This is a genomic window from Bacteroides sp. QWL-09 (assembly GCF_058683585.1).
Genome location: NZ_CM178748.1, coordinates 2,484,794 through 2,507,874 on the forward strand (window position 1 = coordinate 2,484,794; position 23,081 = coordinate 2,507,874).

21 protein-coding genes and 3 tRNA genes are annotated in these 23,081 nt (G+C 43.1%); 12 read left to right on the plus strand and 12 right to left on the minus strand.

Annotation, left to right across the window (positions count from 1 at the left end):
- Window positions 1–16: 16 nt before the first annotated feature.
- The 4 genes from AC4PG5_RS09870 to AC4PG5_RS09885 are packed head-to-tail and all read right to left on the minus strand — an operon-like array spanning window position 17 to window position 3,209.
- A complete protein-coding gene (locus tag AC4PG5_RS09870; protein WP_492028729.1) occupies window positions 17–526 on the minus strand; it encodes a 3-deoxy-D-glycero-D-galacto-nonulopyranosonate 9-phosphatase in 510 nt (169 codons plus the stop codon).
- A 30-nt stretch (window positions 527–556) separates the two neighbouring features.
- Complete coding sequence (locus tag AC4PG5_RS09875) at window positions 557–1,597, minus strand: N-acetylneuraminate synthase family protein (RefSeq protein ID WP_492028730.1); 1,041 nt, start codon at window positions 1,595–1,597, stop codon at window positions 557–559.
- A gap of 11 nt (window positions 1,598–1,608) precedes the next feature.
- Window positions 1,609–2,361 (minus strand): cytidylyltransferase domain-containing protein, encoded by a 753-nt coding sequence (locus tag AC4PG5_RS09880; RefSeq protein ID WP_492028731.1) that lies wholly within the window; start codon window positions 2,359–2,361, stop codon window positions 1,609–1,611.
- Window positions 2,358–3,209, minus strand: a complete 852-nt coding sequence (locus tag AC4PG5_RS09885; protein ID WP_492030734.1) for a hypothetical protein — start codon at window positions 3,207–3,209, stop codon at window positions 2,358–2,360. Before AC4PG5_RS09885 ends, AC4PG5_RS09880 begins: the two co-directional genes overlap by 4 nt.
- A gap of 122 nt (window positions 3,210–3,331) precedes the next feature.
- On the opposite strand from AC4PG5_RS09885, the gene AC4PG5_RS09890 reads away from it, so the two are divergent.
- The gene (locus AC4PG5_RS09890; RefSeq protein ID WP_492028732.1) at window positions 3,332–4,597 is read left to right on the plus strand and encodes a glycosyltransferase family 4 protein; all 1,266 of its coding nucleotides are present in this window, start codon (window positions 3,332–3,334) and stop codon (window positions 4,595–4,597) included.
- Window positions 4,590–5,339, plus strand: a complete 750-nt coding sequence (locus tag AC4PG5_RS09895) for a glycosyltransferase family 2 protein (RefSeq protein ID WP_492028733.1) — start codon at window positions 4,590–4,592, stop codon at window positions 5,337–5,339. Before AC4PG5_RS09890 ends, AC4PG5_RS09895 begins: the two co-directional genes overlap by 8 nt.
- Before the next feature lie 100 nt (window positions 5,340–5,439).
- Here AC4PG5_RS09895 and AC4PG5_RS09900 read toward each other — a convergent pair whose 3' ends face one another.
- Window positions 5,440–6,345, minus strand: a complete 906-nt coding sequence (locus tag AC4PG5_RS09900; RefSeq protein WP_492028734.1) for an alkaline phosphatase family protein — start codon at window positions 6,343–6,345, stop codon at window positions 5,440–5,442.
- Between the two features lie 256 nt (window positions 6,346–6,601).
- Between AC4PG5_RS09900 and AC4PG5_RS09905 the strand changes: the two genes are divergently transcribed.
- Window positions 6,602–8,116 carry an arylsulfatase gene (locus AC4PG5_RS09905; RefSeq protein WP_492028735.1) on the plus strand — a complete coding sequence of 505 codons (1,515 nt, stop codon included), beginning with the start codon at window positions 6,602–6,604 and terminating at the stop codon, window positions 8,114–8,116.
- 124 nt (window positions 8,117–8,240) lie between these two features.
- Here AC4PG5_RS09905 and AC4PG5_RS09910 read toward each other — a convergent pair whose 3' ends face one another.
- Window positions 8,241–8,957, minus strand: a complete 717-nt coding sequence (locus AC4PG5_RS09910; RefSeq protein ID WP_492028736.1) for an SIR2 family NAD-dependent protein deacylase — start codon at window positions 8,955–8,957, stop codon at window positions 8,241–8,243.
- Between the two features lie 190 nt (window positions 8,958–9,147).
- On the opposite strand from AC4PG5_RS09910, the gene bamJ (AC4PG5_RS09915) reads away from it, so the two are divergent.
- The 5 genes from bamJ (AC4PG5_RS09915) to AC4PG5_RS09935 all read left to right on the plus strand — a co-directional run bounded on the left by bamJ (AC4PG5_RS09915) (window position 9,148) and on the right by AC4PG5_RS09935 (window position 11,721).
- Window positions 9,148–9,732: a BamJ family beta-barrel-assembly machinery protein gene (bamJ, locus tag AC4PG5_RS09915; RefSeq protein ID WP_492028737.1), complete on the plus strand. Its 585-nt coding sequence runs from the start codon at window positions 9,148–9,150 to the stop codon at window positions 9,730–9,732.
- A 19-nt stretch (window positions 9,733–9,751) separates the two neighbouring features.
- Complete coding sequence (gene bamJ, locus AC4PG5_RS09920; protein ID WP_492028738.1) at window positions 9,752–10,621, plus strand: BamJ family beta-barrel-assembly machinery protein; 870 nt, start codon at window positions 9,752–9,754, stop codon at window positions 10,619–10,621.
- A gap of 154 nt (window positions 10,622–10,775) precedes the next feature.
- A complete protein-coding gene (locus AC4PG5_RS09925) occupies window positions 10,776–11,234 on the plus strand; it encodes an Lrp/AsnC family transcriptional regulator (RefSeq protein ID WP_492028739.1) in 459 nt (152 codons plus the stop codon).
- A gap of 11 nt (window positions 11,235–11,245) precedes the next feature.
- The gene (locus tag AC4PG5_RS09930) at window positions 11,246–11,557 is read left to right on the plus strand and encodes a DUF4491 family protein (protein WP_492030735.1); all 312 of its coding nucleotides are present in this window, start codon (window positions 11,246–11,248) and stop codon (window positions 11,555–11,557) included.
- 90 nt (window positions 11,558–11,647) lie between these two features.
- A tRNA-Ile gene (locus AC4PG5_RS09935) sits at window positions 11,648–11,721 on the plus strand.
- A gap of 624 nt (window positions 11,722–12,345) precedes the next feature.
- On the opposite strand, the gene AC4PG5_RS09940 is transcribed toward AC4PG5_RS09935, so the two are convergent.
- From AC4PG5_RS09940 to AC4PG5_RS09955, 4 genes are all read right to left on the minus strand, one after another.
- The gene (locus AC4PG5_RS09940) at window positions 12,346–13,047 is read right to left on the minus strand and encodes an SGNH/GDSL hydrolase family protein (protein ID WP_492028740.1); all 702 of its coding nucleotides are present in this window, start codon (window positions 13,045–13,047) and stop codon (window positions 12,346–12,348) included.
- Between the two features lie 15 nt (window positions 13,048–13,062).
- Window positions 13,063–14,721, minus strand: coding sequence for a TonB-dependent receptor (locus AC4PG5_RS09945; RefSeq protein WP_492028741.1), 1,659 nt, complete (start codon window positions 14,719–14,721; stop codon window positions 13,063–13,065).
- A gap of 7 nt (window positions 14,722–14,728) precedes the next feature.
- On the minus strand, window positions 14,729–17,740 hold the full coding sequence (locus tag AC4PG5_RS09950; protein WP_492028742.1) for a tetratricopeptide repeat protein: 3,012 nt from the start codon (window positions 17,738–17,740) through the stop codon (window positions 14,729–14,731).
- Window positions 17,741–17,803: 63 nt separating this feature from the next.
- A complete protein-coding gene (locus AC4PG5_RS09955; RefSeq protein WP_492028743.1) occupies window positions 17,804–18,325 on the minus strand; it encodes an NUDIX hydrolase in 522 nt (173 codons plus the stop codon).
- A gap of 166 nt (window positions 18,326–18,491) precedes the next feature.
- Between AC4PG5_RS09955 and ahpC the strand changes: the two genes are divergently transcribed.
- Entirely contained in the window at window positions 18,492–19,058 is a 567-nt protein-coding gene (ahpC, locus tag AC4PG5_RS09960; RefSeq protein ID WP_492028744.1) for an alkyl hydroperoxide reductase subunit C, read from the plus strand.
- 289 nt (window positions 19,059–19,347) lie between these two features.
- Window positions 19,348–20,055, plus strand: a complete 708-nt coding sequence (locus AC4PG5_RS09965) for a ComF family protein (protein ID WP_492028745.1) — start codon at window positions 19,348–19,350, stop codon at window positions 20,053–20,055.
- A 45-nt stretch (window positions 20,056–20,100) separates the two neighbouring features.
- On the opposite strand, the gene AC4PG5_RS09970 is transcribed toward AC4PG5_RS09965, so the two are convergent.
- Both AC4PG5_RS09970 and AC4PG5_RS09975 read right to left on the minus strand, forming a co-directional pair.
- Window positions 20,101–20,174: transfer RNA gene (locus AC4PG5_RS09970), tRNA-Asn, on the minus strand.
- Between the two features lie 22 nt (window positions 20,175–20,196).
- Window positions 20,197–20,270, minus strand: a tRNA-Asn gene (locus AC4PG5_RS09975).
- A 77-nt stretch (window positions 20,271–20,347) separates the two neighbouring features.
- Between AC4PG5_RS09975 and AC4PG5_RS09980 the strand changes: the two genes are divergently transcribed.
- Complete coding sequence (locus AC4PG5_RS09980; protein WP_492028746.1) at window positions 20,348–21,337, plus strand: adenosine kinase; 990 nt, start codon at window positions 20,348–20,350, stop codon at window positions 21,335–21,337.
- Between the two features lie 50 nt (window positions 21,338–21,387).
- Window positions 21,388–23,073, plus strand: coding sequence for a S41 family peptidase (locus AC4PG5_RS09985; protein WP_492028747.1), 1,686 nt, complete (start codon window positions 21,388–21,390; stop codon window positions 23,071–23,073).
- The last annotated feature ends 8 nt before the right edge of the window (window positions 23,074–23,081 follow it).

Sequence of the window (23,081 nt, forward strand, 5' to 3'; positions counted from 1 at the left end):
GAATGAGAAGGGTAACTTATACCTTCTCAAGCACTGACTCAAGCTGATTGCAACGGGCCAAAATCGTTTCCACAAACTCTCGGAAGGCCCCTTCCCCACCTTTGGCACGGGTCACAAATGAGGCTTGCGACTGAATATAAAGCGGTGCATTGGCCGGAGTAGCAGAAAGACCGACTCTGGTCAATAATTTCCGGTCGTTCAAATCATCGCCGATATAAGCCACTTCCTCCCAAGAAAGGCCCAATTGATCGATCAATTCCTGCACGACCTGTACCTTATCATGTACCCCTTGAAACAGGTAATCGACCTTTAGCTTTTCCGCTCTTCGTTGCACGATTGCGGTGGTCTCGCCCGTAACGATACCCACCGGTATCTCCAAAGCATGTGCAAAAACCACTCCGGCACTATCGTACGTATGAAAGCGCTTCCACTCATTTCCCGTCTGATCATAATACATACCGCCATCGGTCCAAACCCCATCAATATCGGTCAAGATCAAACGCGGTAGTTTCAGTTTATCCGTCATATTTCCCATCATATTTAATGTCTAGTCTGCTTAGTCAATCGCTTGGGGATAAATAATCTCATTGGCCGGGATCTCCGTCTTCACGACATGCCCCACCACCTGGGCTTTATCCACCCATTTGAAGCCATCACCGGGACTCAGTAAATGAATGTCGCTCTCAGTGATCACATCACCGGGACGCAGTGCCTTGTTCGATGCGATAGAACGCTCAAGCTTAACCTTAGCACCGGCTACACCCTCATCAATATAGAGTTCTTCACTTCCCAGCCAACGTTCGGCAATTCGAATATCACGAATCATTCGATTCACCCCATCAGGTCCGAGTGAACCTTGTTGATCGGTTCCCTTCATCCGGCGATCGATTGTGATATGCTTCTCAATGATCTCTGCTCCCATACCTACAGCTACAACCGGAGCAGCAATACCAATGGTATGATCGGAAAAGCCGATGGTATATTGTCCATAATGCTTTTTCAAATAAGTGATCGTATTCAAATTCAAATGATCGGGATACGTTGGATATTGTGAGACGCAATGTAAAATTGCAATATCTGAATGATAACGAGTGATCACCTCCAAGGCTTCGTCCAATTCCTTTTTGCCTGCCATACCTGTAGACAGAATGATCGGAATCTTTGTTTCCGCCATCACCTCAAGCAGAGGTAAGTTGGTCAAATCACGACTAGCCACCTTCAGTCGGTCAGGTGTAAAACGCTTTAAGAGTGACATACATCCCTTAGAACAAAGCGTCTCCACAAAATCGAGTCCTAACGCTTTCGCATGCTTATAGATCTCATAATGTGCCTCATCATCCAGTTCGAGACAAGCCCGATGCTCACCGTAGGTGTGCCCAAACGCATGTGGAGAGTCGTACACCCGGTTCATTTGTGAATCGGTCAACTCCTCTTTTAAATCACGCTTCGTCAGCTTCACCGCATCCATCGGTTTCAGTTCGAGACCAAACACCTCCTCCTTAACCGGACGAGACACCAAGTCGACAATCAGTTTCGCAATATCAACAGAGCCATTATGGTTCTGTCCGATCTCTCCTATAATATAAGTACTTTTCATCGATCAAGTTATTATTTTTCGTTACGGGCAATATTTTCAAGCATCTTATGGCGATAGTCGGGATGTGCCTCAACCAGACCTAACAAGGCCGCCACACTCCGATCAGTCTCCTCATAGTGAGTCGCATAAAGGGTCTGAAGCAAAGTAAAATCCTCCAAGGTATCGAGGGTAAAACGAAGATCCAAGCGCCCTTCAAGTTCCTCCGGCAAAGCCAATAAGCGAACATTAAAACGTTCGGGATGTGTATACAAGTAGATGGTCACATGCTCAATATACAGTTTCTCATGCGTCTCTGCAGCTGCACGTTTTAAGGCATCGAGGGTCGTAAGTTCGGCATATAATCCCAAATGCGACTTAATGGTCGGACGTCCATCGGCAAAGCCATAAGCAATATAATCGGCTGGTGAAGCCGTATGTTCATCGAAAAACCGTTGGAACGACTCCACTTGTAAAAAGGGGTTATCCGAACAAACACGAATGAACCGGTCGAATCCAAAAGCCTCTGCTGCTCCGATAAAACGACTTAACACATCATCTTCATCGCCTCTGAAACAAGCAATTCCCCACTGACGCGCCACCTCTTCGAGAACATCATCCTGTGGACGATTGGTCGTAGCCAATACCACACATTTATCGGGATAAAGAGCAACCATGCGACTGATTAGAATATCAATAATGCGTTGTTCCTTATAAAAAGGTAATAAGATCTTATGATGTAAACGGGTCGATCCCGTACGTGCTTGAATAATTATACCATCTTTCATAATTTCATCCGTTTAAAGGCATCGATATACGAGCCCGGCGTTATATTAATCACCTGTTTTCCATACTTCCTCGCATACGACTCCAAGACGAAGTAAGACTTAAATGCCACATACATGTGATAGAGTATGGTATAGAGGCGAGCACTTTTCAAGTTCTCTTGAGTAACCGTAGCAGCCTGTGATTTGTTCTGGTCATAGAAATGTTTTTGATGCATCAACACCACGTTTTCATCCGTCACACTAATCTCCGGTAGCCAAGAATGATCGGCACCGGCCAGATAAATGGTTTTAAACGGCAAGCGCAGTCCCATAGCAATCGACGGGATCAACACATTATGTGGACGAGGGACTCCCCATCCCTTACGAAAGACCACATCACAGAACCCTTGAAAACCCTCAATCGGTGTCGTGTTATAGATATAAACACGAATATAAGGATGATCGGCTAAGAACGGTTGCCACGCTTTGTTCTTCAAAGCACGTGCCGGCATAAATAGAGCGAGTGGCCAAGTGGTCTTCTCTGCCATCGTTTGAAAAAGCTGTACCCGTTTCTCAGGCACAATCCAAAACAACGGATCGGCAATCAGATAGAGTTCCGGCTTCAAAGTTTCATACATCGGTGAGGTTACGCAAAAGTTCACCGCCAAGAGCGTTTTCGACCGCACAAAATCCGCCTGTTCTTCAACAGTCTTATTCAACGACGGGCCATTCGCCAAGATGAGCAACTCCTTATTATTCTTGAACGTATCAGGCAGCACCGTACGCCATTTCGATTGAAGCAAGATCTTCACCACACTTAAGCCGCTTTGCCAAGCCTGCTCCATCCATTTCATTCCTTTTTCACCCATAAACTTATCAGAGGTCAAATTATGATACAAAGATAAAGAGTTTAACATTCACACACTAAAAAATAAATCAAATTATAGTCGTAACTCTTGAAATGTACTACTTTTGTAGAAACATTCGACACATGAGGGTACTACTAGTCAACACATCTGAGCGCATGGGCGGTGCTGCTGTGGCAGCCAACCGACTGATGACCGCACTCAACAACAACGGTATCAAAGCCAAAATGCTGGTACGCGATAAAGAGACGGAGCAAATCAGTGTAGTAGGATTAGAACGTAATTGGCGCCAAGGCTGGCATTTCCTATGGGAGCGCTTTGTGATCTGGAAAGCCAATCGTTTCAGACGTCATCAGCTGTTTGCCGTCGACATCGCTAATAGCGGTACCGATATCACCACCTTACCCGAATTTAAGGAAGCTGACATCATTCACTTCCATTGGATTAATCAAGGGATGCTTTCCTTACAAAGCATTCGTCAGATCCTAGCCTCAGGTAAACCGGTGGTCTGGACCATGCACGACATGTGGCCTTGCACAGGCATTTGCCACCATGCCCGCACTTGTACCCATTATCAAAACGAATGTCACCACTGTCCGTACCTTTATGGCGGCGGTGGAAAACGTGATTTATCCACCCGGGTCTTTCGAAAAAAGAAAGCCCTTTATGCGGAAGGACGACTCACCTTCGTAGCCTGCAGTCACTGGCTGGAACAACTGGCTCAGAGTAGCGCTATCATCGGCCACAACCAAGTGACCAGCATTCCCAATCCGATCAACACCGCCCTCTTTCGCCCAAGCGACAAAACCGCAGCACGAGAGAAATGTGGTCTACCAACGAACCAAAAATTGATCTTATTCGGTTCAGTAAAGATCACCGACAAACGTAAAGGGATCGATTATCTGATCGAGGCTTGCAACCATTTAATAGAAGGATATCCCGAATTGCGTCAACAACTTGGCGTTGTGGTTTTCGGTCACCAGTCGGAGCAATTACAAGACCTTCTCCCCTTTCCGGTGCATGCTTTACCGTACGTTAAGAATGAGCACGACTTAGTCAACGTCTATAATGCAGTTGATCTGTTTGTCACCCCATCCCTCGAAGAGAATTTGCCCAACATGATCATGGAAGCGATGGCTTGTGGAGTACCCTGTGTCGGTTTCCAGATTGGAGGAATTCCGGAAATGATCGATCATCTACATAACGGATACGTCGCAGATTATAAATCGGCAAACGATTTTGCCAACGGGATCTATTGGGTACTCAACGAACCCGATTATGCAAACCTCTCGGAACAAGCCCAGCGCAAAGTGGCCGCCTGTTATTCAGAAAGCGCCGTTGCCAAGAAATACATCACCATTTACAATAAAATAAGTGGAAAGCATGCATAGTACAACTGTAAAGCCCACCTTCTCCATCATCACGGTCACCTATAACGCTGAACGTGTATTGGAAGATACCATTCAGAGCGTTATCGCCCAGACCTACCATCACATTGAGTATATCATCATCGACGGTGCATCAACCGATGGTACCTTATCGATTATAGAGCGTTACCGTCCCCACATCAGTCGACTGATTAGTGAACCCGACAAAGGATTATATGACGCGATGAATAAAGGTATTGAGGCGGCAACAGGCGATTACCTCTGTTTTCTCAATGCCGGCGACTGTCTTCACGAAGACGATACCTTGCAGAATGTTGTCCATACCCTCCCAGCAGAAGGAGAGCCCGACTTGATCTATGGTAATACTGCTCTAGTCGACCAGAAACGCCATTTCCTACGTATGAGACGACTCGCCCCGCCCGAACAATTGAACTGGAAAAGCTTCAAACGCGGCATGCTAGTGTGCCATCAAGCCTTCTGGGTCAAACGCGCCTTAGCTGAGCCGTACGACTTAAGCTATCGTTTTTCGGCCGATTTTGATTGGTGCATTCGCGTCTTGAAACAAGTCAAACAGTGTCACCACACCCATCTCACTTTGATCGATTACCTCAATGAAGGCATGACCACACAAAACCAAAAGGCTTCCCTTAAAGAGCGTTTTCGAATTATGGCCAAGCACTATGGACTGATAAGCACTCTTGCGCATCACTTCTGGTTCATCATCCGGCTTCTGACCAAGCGATAAATAAAAAACCAAACACTCCCTATAATTAGTCAACAAGAGACGATTATAGGGAGTGTTTGGTTTATCTTAAGACCGAAGGACCTCCGGTTTCGCGAACCTCCTATTTAAAAAGTTGCTTCATTGGACGACCAATCCAGACTTGTGGCTGTTTAAGGTCGAAAATGTAAGCGATCGTCGATGCGATGTCAAATTGCATCATGCTTTCAGTAAACTGTGGACACATCTTTACCTTCTTTCCAGCCATGATAAAAGGAGTTTCCATTTCAGTCATCGTCTTTCCACCATGCCCTTTATTAATTCCACCGTGATCGGCCGTAATAATAAAGATCGTCTCTTTCAATATCCCAGCCTCCTCTGTTGCTTTTAGAATGCGTCCAATATAACCATCCAGCTCCTTTAACTGCGCATAATACTCAGGGGTATCGTGACCGATCTGATGTCCGACATGATCCGGTTGATCGAAGCAAATCGCTAATAAATTAGGATGTTTCTCTTTGATATAAATTTCCGACAGACGACACAACCCCTCAGGATCTTTCATATAATCGGGCGATTGTTGATGATAATTAAGAGATAAAGTATCCACTAAATATTTAATCCCATCCCAATCGTACAAACAGCCAATCTCCGCTTTGGAGTCATGATCCCGCAAGAGTTGGAATACTGTTGGAAAGATGCCATGTTGATTCAATTCTCGTGAAGGCAATTCAGGCGTTTTAGATCCCCACTGAGTATATCCATGAAGTTCCGGCCCCGCTCCCATAAACATAGAAGCCCAATTTACGGCACTCGATGAAGGAAGCACGGAACGCTTAGTCAGCGTATAGGCCCCTTGATTCATCAGTTGCCTAACATTTGGCATATCCGCCTTTTCTACACTATACGATCCCCAGCCATCAAGCCCAATTAAAATGACATGTTTAGCCTTTGGTTTGGCTTGACATGGGCTGATCATAAAAGTAATTCCTAATAAAACGCACCATAGTGCAATCGTCTTTTTTTTCATGTTTGTATATTTAAAGTAAATCAATCGTCAATTTTGATCCCAAAAGAGTCGAAAAGACAAAGGTGGAACAAAGGTATTAAAAAGGCAGGTAAAGTATCGACTAAAACTCTTTTTGCAGAACAATAAAATAAAAAAAACGTTAAATATATATATAAAACAAGAGGTTCATTGAAGAATCGCCCGTTAGGAATTGTATTATACAAAAGCTCAAAGCAGCCTCAGAAGACTCTTATTAAACGCTATATAAACGAACAACATGAAAAACTCTTTTTTCTTAAAAACATCATTAGCCGCCACAGGAGCATGTAGTCTCTTCTCAACAGCAATGGCTCAGCAGCATCCGCACATTATTCTGATTATGTCCGATCAACACCGCGGTGATGCCATGAACTGTATGGGAAACCCTTCGGTCATCACCCCGCACTTAGATGCATTAGCCAATGATGGTACACTTTTTATGAATGGATACGCTTCGGCACCGAGTAGCACCCCGGCACGTGCAGGGCTACTGACCGGAATGTCCCCTTGGCATCATGGTATGTTAGGTTACGGACGGGTGGCCGAACATTATAAATACGAGATGCCTCGTATGTTAGGCGATTTAGATTATTACACCTTTGGTATTGGTAAGATGCATTGGCATCCACAAAGAGCTCTACATGGGTTCAACACTACCCTTTTGGATGAAAGCGGTCGCGTAGAAAGTCCTTATTTTATCAGCGATTACCGCCGTTGGTTCCAATTGCAAGCCCCCGGATTAAACCCAGATAGCACAGGCATCGGATGGAATGATCACGGATCGGCCACTTACAAGCTTCCCGAACAACTGCACCCTACGGTGTGGACCGGTGAAACCGCTTGCCAACTCATCGAAAACTACCAGAACAACCGTCCGCTATTCCTCAAGGTGTCGTTTGCACGCCCACATAGTCCATACGATCCGCCACAACGCTTACTCGATGAATACAATCAACACGACATCCCGGCACCATGGGTTGGTGAATGGTGTAAAGACAAAGCGTACGCTAAACTGGTTGACCCTTCAAAAGCCTCTTCGGATGCCGCTTTTGGTAATTTCGGCGAAGATTACGCTAAAGACTCCCGTCGCCACTACTATGCGAACGTAACCTTTATCGATGAAGAGATTGGTAAGATTATTCAGGTTCTAAAAGAAAAAGGAATGTACGACAATGCTTTGATCTGTTATGTCTCCGATCATGGCGATATGCTAGGCGATCACTATCATTGGCGTAAAACATACCCTTATGAAGGATCGGTTCACATCCCATACATTGTCAAATGGCCTAAGAACTGTCACTTTACCAAAGGAAATAAAGTCGACCAACCGGTAGAGTTACGCGACCTACTCCCTACCTTCCTCGAACTTGCAGGAGGCCATGTCCCTAGCGACATGGATGGAAAGTCTCTCATCCAACTCATGGGCAATCAAGCCAATCAATGGCGTAAATATATCGATCTAGAACACGCTACTTGTTACAGTGAAGATAATTATTGGTGTGCCCTCACCGATGGAAAGATCAAATACATCTGGCGTTTCCATACCGGAGAAGAAGAACTGTTCGATCTGAGCAAAGATCCGCACGAACTTCAGAATGTAGCCAATGTCAAGAAATATCAAGCCAAACTCAAAGAACTTCGTCAGGCGATGGTCAATCACCTTTCCGAACGCGGGCCGGAGTATGTAAAGGATGGCAAATTACAAGTTTTGAAACGGACCATTTTGTATAGCCCACTGTTCCCGAAAAACTAAAAAAGATTTTCAAATAACGGCAAAGTTTGACGGCCGTATAGGTAGAGACATCCATCACAATCCCAACAAGATCTGTGAATGGATGTCTCTATCCGTTATAAGTCTCATCAAATATAGCCAAAAGCTAGAACCCTCCCTTAGAAGAAGCCTTCAGTTTCTCCAGTAGTTCAGCCATACCTTCCGAAGCTCCTTTACGAATCACGTTGATTGGCCTCGACGTATTAGGGCTCACCGGCCGAGGATCAATAAGATAAGTCGGTGCCTGCATCGGTGCATAGTTTAATAATCCTGCTGCCGGATACACATTGAGTGAGGTACCGATAATCACAAGGATATCCGCCTGACGCACAACAGATATGGCGGTTTCAATTTGCGGTACGGCCTCCCCGAACCAAACAATAAATGGACGTAACTGCGAACCATCATCAGCAAGATCTCCCATCTTAACCTCATACTCCTCCGGTTGAAGTTTCTTAATGTAATGAGGGTTATTAGGCTCACGGCTCGAACAGACCTTAGTCAGTTCGCCATGTAGATGAATAACCTCATGACTTCCTCCCCTCTCATGTAAATTATCCACATTCTGCGTAATTACCGTCACCCGATACTCTTTCTCCAATTCAGCAATCAGTTCATGTCCGCGATTAGGTTCGACCGTGAGCAACTGTTTACGCCTTTCATTATAGAACCGAAGCACAAGTTCGGGATTTTCAGCATATCCCTCAGGAGTCGCCACCTGCTCCACCGGATAACGTTCCCATAATCCGCCGGTATCTCTAAACGTACTAATTCCACTTTCTGCGCTCATCCCCGCGCCAGATAGAACAACAAGTCTTTTCATTGCACATTCATTTTATAGGGTCATCTCACAAAAATAGATAGAAAAAACGGTAAACATGAATAATAAGATTTTTTAATTCCCCAAAATCTAAATCATTCAAATAAAACCTTTACATTTGTGGTTTATTAAATGCATGTATTATTGGTGCTTATCCAATAAAACAGACATGCCCTAACGACAATAAGATTATATGGACAAATTTAGTTACGCAATCGGCCTTGGTATTGGCCAAAATTTATTGAGTATGGGTGCTAAGGGCATCGCTGTAGAGGACTTTGCACAAGCCATCAAGGATGTCTTAGAAGGCAATCAAACAGCAATCAGCCACCAAGAAGCCAGAGAGATCGTCAATAAATACTTTGAAGATTTGGAAGCTAAAATGAGTGCAGCCAATATCGAACAAGGTCAGGCTTTTCTTAGCGAAAACCAAAACAGAGAAGGCGTAAAAACATTAGCTAGCGGATTACAATACGAAGTGATTACTGAAGGACACGGTAAGATGGCTAAAGCAACCGACCGTGTAAAATGTCATTATGAAGGAACATTAATCGACGGAACCTTATTCGATAGCTCCGTTAAACGCGGAGAGCCAGCTGTATTTGGTGTGAACCAAGTGATCCCGGGATGGGTCGAAGCTCTGCAGTTAATGCCTGAAGGTTCAAAATGGAAACTCTATATCCCTTCTGAATTAGCTTATGGCGCACAAGGTGCAGGTGAAATGATTCCTCCTCATAGCGCATTGGTCTTTGAAGTTGAACTAATCGAAGTATTATAAAAAATAAAAACAAACTAAAATGAAGAAAATTACTCTTTTCATGGGAGTTGCCGCACTTGCTGCAGGCTTTGCTTCTTGTACCGCTCAAGCTCCTAAAGCTAACTTGAAGTCGGATATCGACTCATTGTCGTACTCTATTGGTATGTCACAAACTCAAGGTTTAAGAGAATACTTAACCGGACGTCTTGAAGTAGATACAGCTTATATGGACGAGTTCATCAAAGGTTTGAACGATGGTGCTTCTAAGACAAGCAAGAAAGACATTGCTTACATGGCAGGTCTTCAAATCGGTCAACAGATCAGCAATCAAATGATGAAGGGCATCAACCAAGAATTATTCGCTGGCGATTCAACTAAAACCATCAGCAAAGAAAACTTCATGGCAGGTTTCATCACTGGTACTTTGAACCAAAAAGGTGCCATGACTATGGAAGCAGCACAAGAATACACTCGTACTGCAATGGAAAGAATCAAGGCTAAATCTATGGAAGATAAATATGCCGATAACAAAACTGCAGGCGAAAAATTCTTAGCTGAAAACAAAACTAAAGAAGGTGTAAAAACAACTCCAAGCGGTTTGCAATATAAAGTGATCACTGAAGGTAAGGGTGCTATCCCTGCTGATACTTGCAATGTAAAAGTAAACTATAAAGGAACGTTGATCGACGGTACTGAGTTCGATAGCTCATACAAACGTAACGAGCCGGCTACATTCCGTGCTAACCAAGTTATCAAAGGTTGGACAGAAGCATTAACAATGATGCCTGTAGGTTCAAAATGGATGCTTTACATTCCTCAAGATTTGGCTTACGGCGCAAGAGAGTCTGGCCAGATCAAACCATTCTCTACTTTAGTATTCGAAGTAGAACTTTTGAGCATTGAGAAATAAAGATCTCGATCACGATAAAATCAAGAGGTGCAATACATATTGCACCTCTTTTTTTGCTTTTGACTAATTTTAATTTCAAAAATCAAGAATAATTAAAATAAATCTATATATTTGCTTACTTTTTGATAAAATTTGGAATTTACAATTTATTATTATGGAAAAAATAGACAACCTTGACAGGCAAATTTTGGAGATCATCTCTCAAAATGCTCGCATCCCTTTTAAAGACGTTGCTGCTGAATGTGGCGTTTCCCGCGCAGCCATTCACCAGCGTGTACAAAGGTTAATCGATCTGGGGGTAATCGTCGGATCCGGTTATCATGTAAATCCGAAGTCCTTAGGTTATAGAACCTGTACCTATGTGGGGATTAAACTTGAAAAAGGTTCTATGTACAAAGCAGTTGTTTCTGAATTAGAAAAAATACCAGAGATTGTAGAATGTCATTTCACAACCGGTCCTTACACCATGTTGACTAAGGTTTATGCTTGTGATAACGAACATTTGATGGACTTGTTGAATAATAGAATGCAAGAAATCCCAGGTGTAGTGGCAACTGAAACCCTAATCTCTTTGGAGCAAAGTATAAAGAAGGAAATTCCTATTCGTAAATAAAACATTCGATGATGACTTTTCTTCAAAACTACCATTTAGCCGGATTATTCATCGGGATATGCACGTTCTTAATTATCGGTCTTTTTCATCCAATCGTTGTAAAAGCTGAATATTATTGGGGAACGAAGTGTTGGTGGATCTTTCTCCTGCTTGGTGTCGTCGGCGTCATCGGTTCGATCGTTATGGACGATGTTTTAATCTCATCTCTGCTTGGTGTCTTCGCCTTTTCTTCCTTTTGGACGATAAAGGAGATTTTTGAACAAGAAGAGCGAGTAAGAAAGGGATGGTTTCCAAAAAATCCAAAACGGAAATATAAGTTTTAAGACATAGTATCCAAGCATTTTTCTGAAAAAATGCTTGGATATTTCAACAAAAAAAAGTACTTTTGTCGCCGGATCAAAAGAACGATTCACGGGCTTTTAGCTCAGTTGGTTAGAGCAACAGACTCATAATCTGGAGGTCCTAGGTTCAAGCCCTAGATGGCCCACCTCACAAAGAGGTTATAAACGTAATTGTTTATAACCTCTTTTGTTTTTCCCCTTTCAATCTTCACAAAAGGGCCAAAAGGCCAGAACGTCAACCTCTTCTGCATAAGAAAAACACTCCATTGCCTTCGGCATAAGTCCAAAAGTCATTTTCCAAGTTAGGAAAAATCAACAAGATATCATACGCATTCTGTTTTCAAAAGGAGAAACTAGACGTTTAATTGTAAAACTTTCAGTGTCGTCTTAATGGAAATAAAGTGTCGTCCGATGAAAATCGAGTAGCGTCCTAATGAAAATCTTTTGTCGCCCTAATGCAACTAGAGTGTCGCCCTATGAAACTCAAACAGGCTCTATTATGCGACTATAAATTCTGGTAAGTAAATGATTTGAGGAACTGTCTTATCCTGGGAATGGTTGTCTTTTGTTTCATTCGTGCTGTGGAAGACGCCACAGCATCTATTTAGACGCCTACGCTAAAACGACAGATGGGTGGCAGATCCTTGATCTGCCACCCATCTGCAAGCGGTATCTGCAACGCTCCTACAATCTGACCACCAACAACTTAACGTACAATTGGTGACAGGTGGCAGATCTTTTTAAAAAACTTCATGTAGGAGCGCTGAATTCTACTTCAATAACGGTTCAATAGCCTTCTTTACCAACGGTTCCATAACACCATACCCCTCAGCAGTCGGGTGCACACCATCGTTAGTATACGAGGCATCCAAAGCTTTCCCGTCACGACTCAACATTGGAGTGAAGTAATTCACAAACGGAATCCGATGCTTCCGTGCATACTCTTCCACACGGCGATTAAGCGATCTGATTTTCCCCATCGCATCGGTCACCGAAGGATTCCATCCAAAATCTTTAGCCGGTAAGACGGTGGTCAGCACCACTTTAATCCGGTTAGCTTGAGCCAGCTCGACCATGGAAACAATATTCCCAAACGTATATTCTTCGTTATAAGCACCGGTATTCTCAGCAATATCATTCGTTCCGGCATTGATAACAACCACCTTAGGCGATAGGTTGATCACATCTTCACGAAAACGCACCAGGAATTGGTAGGACGTTTGTCCACTGATGCCACGCCCCACATACTGATTCTTCGTAAAGAAGTCGGGACGCAACTTCACCCAAAACTCCGTGATAGAATTACCCATGAAGACCACAGGGCGGTCTTTTGCCGCCATCTGTTTCAACGCCACATTTTCTTTTGCATAACGCCCAAGATTCGCCCAATCGGGCTTCTGTGCCTTGCCCCACGTCGTATTCAAGCAGAATAACACCAAGAGGCTCAACTTAATAACAGGATTCAATTTCATATTTATCGAATAAGATTAAAATTCAAAGCTCACTCCACCCACAAAGTTGAATCCTTCAGTCGGATAGAACAGGTGATATTGATAAGACTTATTCAGCATGTTATCGAAGCGAGCATACAAAGAAGCCCCTTTATATAACTTATAAGTCGCATTAAGGTAGAGATTGTTAACCTTTGGCATCCCTTTCTCACTCCAAGAAGTGTAGACATAACCGGTATTCAATAACAAGCCGGCGATGGGACGCACACCAATCTCAAGACTAGCCTTCAATTGAGGTTTTAGCGCCAACGGATCGGTAGCTAATGGGGCTGCATCTGCTTTCCAATGACGGTAAACGCCATCGATATTAAGGCTAAAGAGATCCTTATATTGATACGCGGTCTTTAATCCGACAAACGCATTGGTCGCATCAACCGCTTTAAGATTAATCGTCCGGTTGTCCGGCTGTCCTTCAGCCACGACGCCACTTTCATAAAGTTCATCTTTCACATTCTGATACCCCCCATAGACATTAAACCACAAACCGGGATACGGGCTCATCTTAAAGCCTAAAGCCGCGTTTAACTGTTCGTAAGTATCGTTCACCACATTGATCGGCAAAGCATAAGGACAGAGTTGCTCCAGACGTCGAAAATCGTTCAACTGTCGTCCACCCGTAGCCTGTCCATAAAGGACGTATCCATCGCTCAAAATATAATCAGCCTTCAAATCCGGCGAAAAACGGAGGGTTTTTCCCGATCCGAAAGAGAAGTCCACATTAGCCCCTAGGCGAAGACGCCAATTGTCCGTATTCATTCCATAATAAGGATTCAAATCGAGAAGCGTACGGTTCTGATACAACGCCTCAGGATCTTTCATCGCATTGGTATACGATAAATACTGCAAACGGCTCGCAATGGTAACCGATTGTTCGTCGTTGATCGCCCCGCGAATAAAGCCTTGTACGCGTAGCTGCATCTCCCGATCATTCTCGTCGAGAACGGGACTTTTCTGACGATCGTACCACAACATTCCGGTTTCAACTTCAAACTGTACGGGAAGGTTTTCTTCCGTCGATTTGACTTGAACATAGAGATCGCCGGACGAGAAGTGTTGCTTGCCGCCACTCGGAGGAAGAAGGTTAAAGTTGCTGACTCCCCAATGTCCACCGGCTCCCAGATCGACGGTTCGAAACTGATGGAGATAATCTAGCGCAACTTGAGTACGATAGTAGTAACTACTCCACTGTTCGTCGGCACTCTGCGGAAGCGTGAATGTTCCGTCCCGTCCATCCATCTGCAAACGAGCATTCAGACGATCTTTCTTCGATAGTCGGAAGAGATAATTGCCCAATATATCGAGATTCCCATAGTTCCCGTAACCCAAACGAGCGTAACCCGATTTACCGTCCGACTGTTTCTCAAAAGGAACATAAGCCTTTAGAAACTCATCCGGCAATGCCGTTGCAGGGTAAATTGCAGTCGCATACTCTACACTCTTTTTGCTGATCTGTGGCTCCTCGATCTTAGGAAGCACGTTGATCTTTGAAGCATTGGGTATAATCGGATTATAGTTCTGTTCGACAACAACCGTACGATTCATCGTCGTATCTTTCTGAACGGTTTGCCCCCACGAAGCAGAGGTTCCTAATAGAGCAATTCCACTTAATAATAATGTATGGTAATGACGTGTCATAACGATCTTATTTTTTTAGTTTAGTTAAACGAGTCTCAATCATGTTCTCGATATCATCATTGGCTTGATAGTTTTGTTGAAGACTGAGCAAGTATTGACGAGCATCCAAATCCTTTCCTGTAGCCATATAGACATCGGCCAATAACACAAAACTACGCGCCAACCAATAGGTATGCGGGGTGCTCTGCTCGATATAGCTAAGCAGTTCCTTTTCTGCCGAACGATAATCTTTAGCTTCATATTGAGTTTGTGCCACTAGATATCGTGCTTCCGCTCCAAAGAGGTTGCGGGTATCTTTAGCCAAGACTTTCCAGTCCTCTACAGCTTTCTTGGTCGCTTTCTGATGCGCATAAGCCTTAGCTCGATCGTACAACGCTTCATTTTTAAGTTCAGGCGACAGTTTGGTCTGCGTAAGCAGATCGGAGGCTGCTTGAATAATCGTCACGTCATCTTTCACTTGAACTGCCGAACGCAGCAACCCGGTCTCTGCCAATAATCGGTGGTCGCTTGTGGTCGCCATCTCTTTTAACTGGCTATAACTCTTCAAAGCTTCTTCGAACCGTTGCATCTTAAATAAGATTTCCGAACGCATCACCAACACATCCTCGGAGTAGCGACTATTCGGATAGGCCAATATCTTCTCAGAATGAGTTAGAACCCCATCATAGTTCTTCTGCTCGGAAGCAATAACACAAAGATAGTAATGGGCATTTAAACCAAATGCACCTTCGGGGAACTGCTGCAGATAGCGATTAAAGGCCGATTTCGCTTCTTCTATCCTTCCACGCATATAGATCCGTTCGGAAGCAACATAGGTGAGCGAGTCTTGTTCGTCGGCATCAAACCGGACTTCTCCGGACATCGATGATGCTAAGGCTGCAAATTCGTCTACCCGGTTCAGATCGACGTAGATCGATTTCAAGTCGCGCATAGCCAAACGAGCTTCTTCGCTTCCCGGATAGGTGTTTACAACAAACTTATAAGCATTAATGGCTTTCTCATAATCGTCTTTTTGATAATAGAGCAACCCGATCTCTGCCGCAGCTTTACGACTGATCGGACTTTTAGGATATTGATCCAATAATTCCCTAAACGATCCGATCGCTTGGTCGTTGTTTTCGAGCAAGACGTAGGCCCGGCCTTTTTCATAGAGGGCATCTACCGCATAAGGAGATGAAGGATATTTGCCAATAAGTCGATTCAGCAGGGTGATCTTACCGGTATAATCCCGTTGCAGACCGGCAACCAATCCCATCTGATAAAAAGCATAATCTCCGGCTCCCATATTCAAAGCCTCAGAATGAGAGTAGTAACGCTTAGCCTCACTGAAATTACGACTGTTCAGATAGCAATCCCCTAACCGATTATAAGCATCGGCCAAAAGTTCCGAACGATTACCGTCCACCAGTTTCACATATCTTTGGAAGTAGTCTAAAGCTCTTGAGTAATTCTGCTGTTGAAAAGCAAGATACCCTAAATTATAATGTGCCAAAGCATACATCTCACTCCCTCTCTGATTGGTCAGCTGCAAGAAATTATTAAAATCACGAATAGATTCAGTGGTGCGCTGCAGACGATAATAAGCCTCGCCACACCAATAGTAGGCATTTGCTTTAGTCTGTGCATTGTAAGCTCCAAGTTCGATCGAGCGATTGAGATAGTTTAAGGACTGATCGAAATTGCTGTTGGCAAACGACTGTGTTCCTAGTTGGAACAAGACATTCTGCTTAGCTTCCAAGATCGAACGGCTAGGACGAGTAATACGATCGATCGACTTTAAAGCGGCTTCATAGCTACGGGTATTCATATAGACTTCAACCAAGTAACTGCTTACCTTGTCGGCATAAACCGAAGTCGGAAACTCGTTTAGGAAATTCTCAAAGGCAGATACCGATTCTCCAAAAGCAGAGAACGAGGTCTCGTGTAAACACAACGCATAGTTATAAGCTGCTTGTTCCTTGACTTTGCGGTCAGCATCAGAGTTCGCCGCTTGCTCGAAAGCCATACGCGCTTTGCTCTTTTCTGCCAACTGTAAATAAGAAAGTCCCAGATGTAAATTTGCATTCTGGGTTAAAGCATCCTTCTCAATCGCAACACGCCCTAAAGCCTCAACCGCTTTAGAGAAAACACGTGTTTGATAATTGCTTAACCCAAGCATATATAACGCATCCCGTCGGGCTTGATCACCTTGAACAGCCCAATAGGTTTCCAAAGCTCCTTTTGCGGCATGATAATCGCCTTTGCGATAATAGATCTCTCCTAACACCCGATTCATTTCAGAAGCATATTCATGTTGAGGATGAGATTTGAGGAATTGAGTAGCTACAAGCTCGCCTTGACTATAGTTCTGCTGAGCCAAATAAATCTCAGCCAGATAATAAGGAACTAACGTTCCATACTTGGGATCGTTCTGCAAGGGTACAAAGCCGTTAAGTGCCTCCTGATAACGCTTCTGCGTATAACGGATATACGACACGTAATAACGACAATCTTTATCGTATTTCGAACTGCTTGCTTTCAAGGTCTCGAACCAAATAGCCGCATCTTTAATCTTGCCCACTTTCATGTAGCAAAGGGCCAACTCATAAGTCCGATCGTCTCGTTCTTCGTCGGCAAGTTGTTCTAGTCTTGAGGAGTTGAACAGGGCCAGAGCCTCATCGTACTTTCCATCATAATAGTAACACGAAGCCAGCAAAGCATAGATGCGATTCGCATAAGGGGTATCCGGATAACGATCCAGGTAAGTTCTTAACTTGATGATCCGATTTTGATCTTTCAGTTCATAGGCCGAACAAGCTAACATATACTCGGCTTCTTGAAGAGTTGAAGCTTTTGGGTTCTGTCGAACAAAGGTGCTCAAAGCATTCATCGCAACCGCATAGTTCTTCTCTTCGAAACGAACCCGTCCTTCTCTAAACAAGTCGTCGGGCGAAGTAAACTGCCGATTATTTTGCGCCTCAAGATTAAGGGGAATATAACACATTAAAACACCTATCAAATGTAAAATGGGGCTTTTCATATTTTTTCAGTTTTTTACAAATGTACAATTATAAGTCTAAATCTAAATACCACTGTTGGAATATTAAACTTCTTTCAGAAACTTCGACAATCCTTTTCTTATCGACTCTAAACCAAATTGTTCCGGCTTAAGATCCGAGAGTTTCACAAAAAAGGCATCAGAGACGTCGTCCATCCACTTAATATCCTCATATTGAGTGGACTCACAAAGATAAAACAGATCCAAAGTGTGAACGGTAAAGCCGGAATAGAGGTACAGATTCGGTAATGAGAAAAGATAAGTTGCACGGCTAATCTGCAGTCCGGTTTCTTCGAGTACCTCACGAGTCAAGCCCTCTTCGGCCGTTTCGCTCATATCCACAAAGCCACCGGGCAAATCGAGTGTTCCTTTCGCCGGTTCTTTAGCACGGCGGCAAACCAATAGCTCGCCTTTATCGTTTATAATCAAAGCGACAGTTGCAGCAGAAGGATTAAAGTAATAGACGAACTGACAATCTTCACACTTTTTTGATTTCTCATTATGAACAACAAAATGTGATGAACCACATTTAGGACAGTGGTTGAAAAGAGATAACGGATGTATCATTCTTTACTTTTTTAACAATGTATTTACACCTTACAAAGGTATAAAAGATTAGTTATTTATCCCATCTATTGGGGCATAGATTTATTCGATAGGCTTTTATTAGAGAAAGTCGCCCGCCCCGACTACTTTTGCTGAAAAAAGAATTAAACCCTAAAAATATAGAATTATGGAACCAATTTTAAATTCAAAACTTCCCGCATTTTCCGTAGAAGCCTTTCACAACAACGCATTCAAGACCGTAACAAACCGTGATCTTGAAGGAAAGTGGGCTATCCTATTCTTTTATCCGGCCGACTTTACATTCGTCTGTCCAACCGAGTTAGTTGACATGGCCGACAAATATGCACAGTTCCAAGCTATGGGCGTAGAAGTATATGGAGTCAGCACGGATTCACACTTTGTACATAAAGCATGGCATGATGCTTCAGAAAGTATTCGCCAAATCAAATACCCATTATTGGCAGACCCAACAGGTGCTTTAAGCCGTGCCTTTGGTGTTTATATCGAATCGGCAGGAATGGCCTACAGAGGTACGTTTGTTATTAATCCGGAAGGAGAAATAAAAATTGTAGAACTGAACGATAACAACATCGGCCGTAACGCAGATGAACTCGTACGCAAAGTGGAAGCCGCACAGTTTGTCGCTTCTCACCAAGGCGAAGTTTGTCCCGCTAAGTGGAAAAAAGGAGAACAAACACTTACTCCAAGCATTGATCTTGTAGGCAAGATCTAAGTCACAAAAGTCTAAATACCTTTTAGAGAAAAGATTTAAGTGACCAATTGAAAGATTTGTAAAACGAAAAAAGTCATAGCTTTCTAAATAGTAACGATCAAACCATTTGTGGGACTAAATAAGTCTCATAAATGGTTTTTTATTTCATTTCCACCACACTTCAATCGACAAAGAAAAAAGGAATTTCAGCAAGAGTCAGAAATCAGGTGAAAGATAGCCATACTTTCTTTGCGAATGCAAACGCCTTAAAGTATCTTTGCTTTCAACAAACACTCTTGTTCTAATACCAATGAAAAGCCTTGTGATCATTAAAAGATGGTTAAATGCTTTAATCCGTCTTTTGTTTCCAAAATGCTGTGTGGTATGCGGACTGCCTCTAGCCGAAGGCGAAGACGATATCTGCATCCATTGCAACATCAATCTGCCTCGAACAAATTTTCATTTAGCCCAAGACAATCCTGTGGAACAACTCTTCTGGGGAAAGATTCCAATTGTCCGAGCAACCGCCTTCTTCTTTTATCATAAAGGAAGTGATTATAAGCAGCTCCTCTATTTGCTTAAATATAATGGACAAAAAGAACTCGGACGATCTCTGGGCCGTATAATGGCGTCGGAAATAATAGATTCCGGGTTTTTCGAAGGCATCGATTGGATCGTTCCCATCCCCTTACACGAGAAGAAGGAACGACAACGGGGATATAACCAGAGCGAATACATAGCCAAAGGAGTGGCAGACCTTACCGGATTACCCATCGCCTCACATTCGGTCAGACGCTTAAAAAACACCGAGACTCAAACCCATAAATCAGCATACCAACGTTGGGAAAATGTAGACGGTATTTTCGACCTAATCGACCCAACCTCTTTTGAGGACAAACACATCTTAATCGTAGACGATGTACTGACCACAGGAGCAACCACGACGGCTTGCGCGTCAGCCTTTAACGAAGTAAAAGGTATAAAGATTAGCATCTTAACTCTAGCCATCGCCGAATAATGGAAAGGATATAAAACAAAAAAGTCCACTTATAGTGGACTTCTGCTCTTCCTCTTGGACTTGAACCAAGGACCCTCTGATTAACAGTCAGATGCTCTAACCGACTGAGCTAAGGAAGAATGTACAATTGATCTCTTTCAGCTCTTCCTCTTGGACTTGAACCAAGGACCCTCTGATTAACAGTCAGATGCTCTAACCGACTGAGCTAAGGAAGAATGTTTTTCTCAATTGCGATGCAAAAGTAATAGGATATTTTGAAATATGCAATATCTTTGCAAAAAAAATATTGAAAATGGATAAAATAATAGGATTAGGCAACGCCCTAGTAGACGTACTTGCAACCTTAAAAGACGATACCCTCTTAACCGAAATGGAATTACCAAAGGGAAGCATGCAACTCATTGATAACACTAAGCTACAGCAGATTAACTCTAAATTTACAGAGATGAAAACCCATCTCGCAACAGGTGGTTCTGCCGGAAATGCAATATTAGGACTCTCTTGTTTAGGAGCCAAAACCGGATTTATTGGAAAAATCGGGAATGATACTTATGGTGATTTTTTCCGCACCAACCTCAGAAAAAACAATATTGAGGACAAACTTTTATTATCGGATTCTCTTCCATCGGGGGTCGCTTCAACATTCATCACACCCGACGGCGAGCGCACATTTGGAACTTATCTAGGAGCAGCTGCAACCTTAAAATCAGAAGATCTGACTTCCAACTTATTTAAGGGTTACTCTTACCTATTTATTGAAGGTTATCTGGTACAAGATCATGAAATGATTCTTAGGGCCATAGAATTAGCCAAAGAAGAAGGCTTGCAAATCTGTCTAGACTTAGCTAGCTACAATATTGTTGAAGGCGACTTAGAATTTTTCACCCTTCTGGTTGAAAAATATGTGGATATCGTTTTTGCCAATGAAGAGGAAGCGAAGGCTTTCACCGGAGAATCACCGGAAAAAGCATTAGACCTCATCGGAAAACAATGCAGCATCGCGATTGTCAAAGTGGGCAGCAACGGTTCATTCATACGTAAAGGCACTGAAAGTCTCAAAGTCGGTGTTATTCCGGTTCACCAAGTTGTAGATACCACCGGAGCTGGTGATTACTTCGCTGCGGGCTTCCTCTATGGACTGACTTGCGGCTATTCACTTGAGCGATGTGCCAAAATAGGAGCACTACTCTCAGGTCATGTCATTCAAGTGATTGGTACGACCATGCCTAAAGAACGCTGGGATGAAATTAAGTTAAATATTAACCTTATTCTATCTGAGTGATCCACAAATAAGTTACTTTTACCGTACTGAAACTTAAACAACTTAGGCATATGAGAAAGATATTAAATAAGCGCAATGGGATTATTTCGATAATATTGTTACTCGTCATCACTCTTTTTAGTTTTAAAAACAGTAGTGATCGTAATTTTCAATTAGCAAAGAACTTAGATATCTTTAATGCCATAGTCAAAGAGTTGGATCTATTTTATGTGGATACGATCAACCCCAACAAAACCATTCGGGAAGGGATAGATCGCATGCTATACTCTCTTGACCCTTATACCGAATATTTTCCGGAAGACGATCAGAGCGAATTGGAACAGATGATCAAAGGTAGCTTTGGAGGTATTGGTTCGTTCATTACCTATAATCCAAAGATTAAACGTTCCATGATCTCAGAACCTTTTGAAGGCACGCCTGCAGCAAAAGCGGGACTAAAAGCCGGAGATATTCTAATGGAAATTGACGGGCAAGACTTAGCCGGAAAGGACAATGGTGAAATCAGTCAGATGCTACGTGGCCAGGCTGGAACAACGTTGAAATTAAAAATAGAGCGTCCTACAGACAAAGGAAAGCTAAAGCCAATGGATTTTACGATCACTCGTGAATCTATTCAAACGCCTGCAATCCCCTACTCTACTTTATTTAGCAACAACATTGGATATATCAGCTTAAACACATTCTCCGGTAATCCCTCAAAAGATTTCAAGAAGACTTTTCTTGATCTTAAGAAAAAAGGAGCAACTTCTTTAATCATCGACCTACGGAATAACGGAGGAGGATTATTGGACGAAGCCGTTGAAATAGCCAATATGTTCCTTCCTCGCGGAAAAGTGATTGTAACCACTAAAGGAAAAATAAAGCAAGCAGACAATACATATAAGACGTTGCGTGAGCCTTTAGATTTAGAGATCCCGATTGTTGTATTGGTCAACAGCGGTACGGCTTCTGCTTCCGAAATCTTATCGGGCGCTTTGCAGGATTTAGATCGAGCCGTAGTCATTGGTAACCGTACATTCGGCAAAGGGTTAGTCCAAGTTCCTCGTCCATTACCATATGGAGGAACCATGAAGATCACCACTTCGAAATACTATATTCCGAGTGGACGTTGCGTACAAGCCATCGATTATAAACATCGTAATGAAGACGGTAGCATCGGTACGATTCCAGACAGTCTGACTCATGTATTCCATACGGCTGCCGGTCGTGAGGTCCGTGATGGCGGTGGTATTTCACCCGACATTGTTGTTAAACAAGAGAAGCTACCCAATATCTTATTCTATCTGGTACGTGATAATCTGATCTTTGATTATGCCACACACTATTGTTTGCAACATCCAATGGCTGTGACTCCGGAGAAGTTCAATCTAACGAATGCCGATTACCAAGAATTTAAGGAGATGGTCAAGAAAGCCAATTTCAAATACGACCAACAGAGTGAGAAGATATTAAGAACATTAAAAGAAGCGGCCGAATTTGAAGGGTACATGTCCGATGCTTCGACTGAGTTTAAAGCTCTAGAGAAAAAGCTATCACATAACTTAGATAGAGATTTGGATCACTTCTCAAAAGACATTCGCAACATGATGTCCTTAGAAATTATCAAACGCTATTATTTCCAACGAGGAAGTATCATCCAGCAGTTAAAAGAAGATGCCGGTTTGAAAGAAGCCATGACCATTCTGAACAATCCAGTAAAATATAAAGAGACGCTAACTCCTAAGCTGAAGAAGTAGCCTCTAAT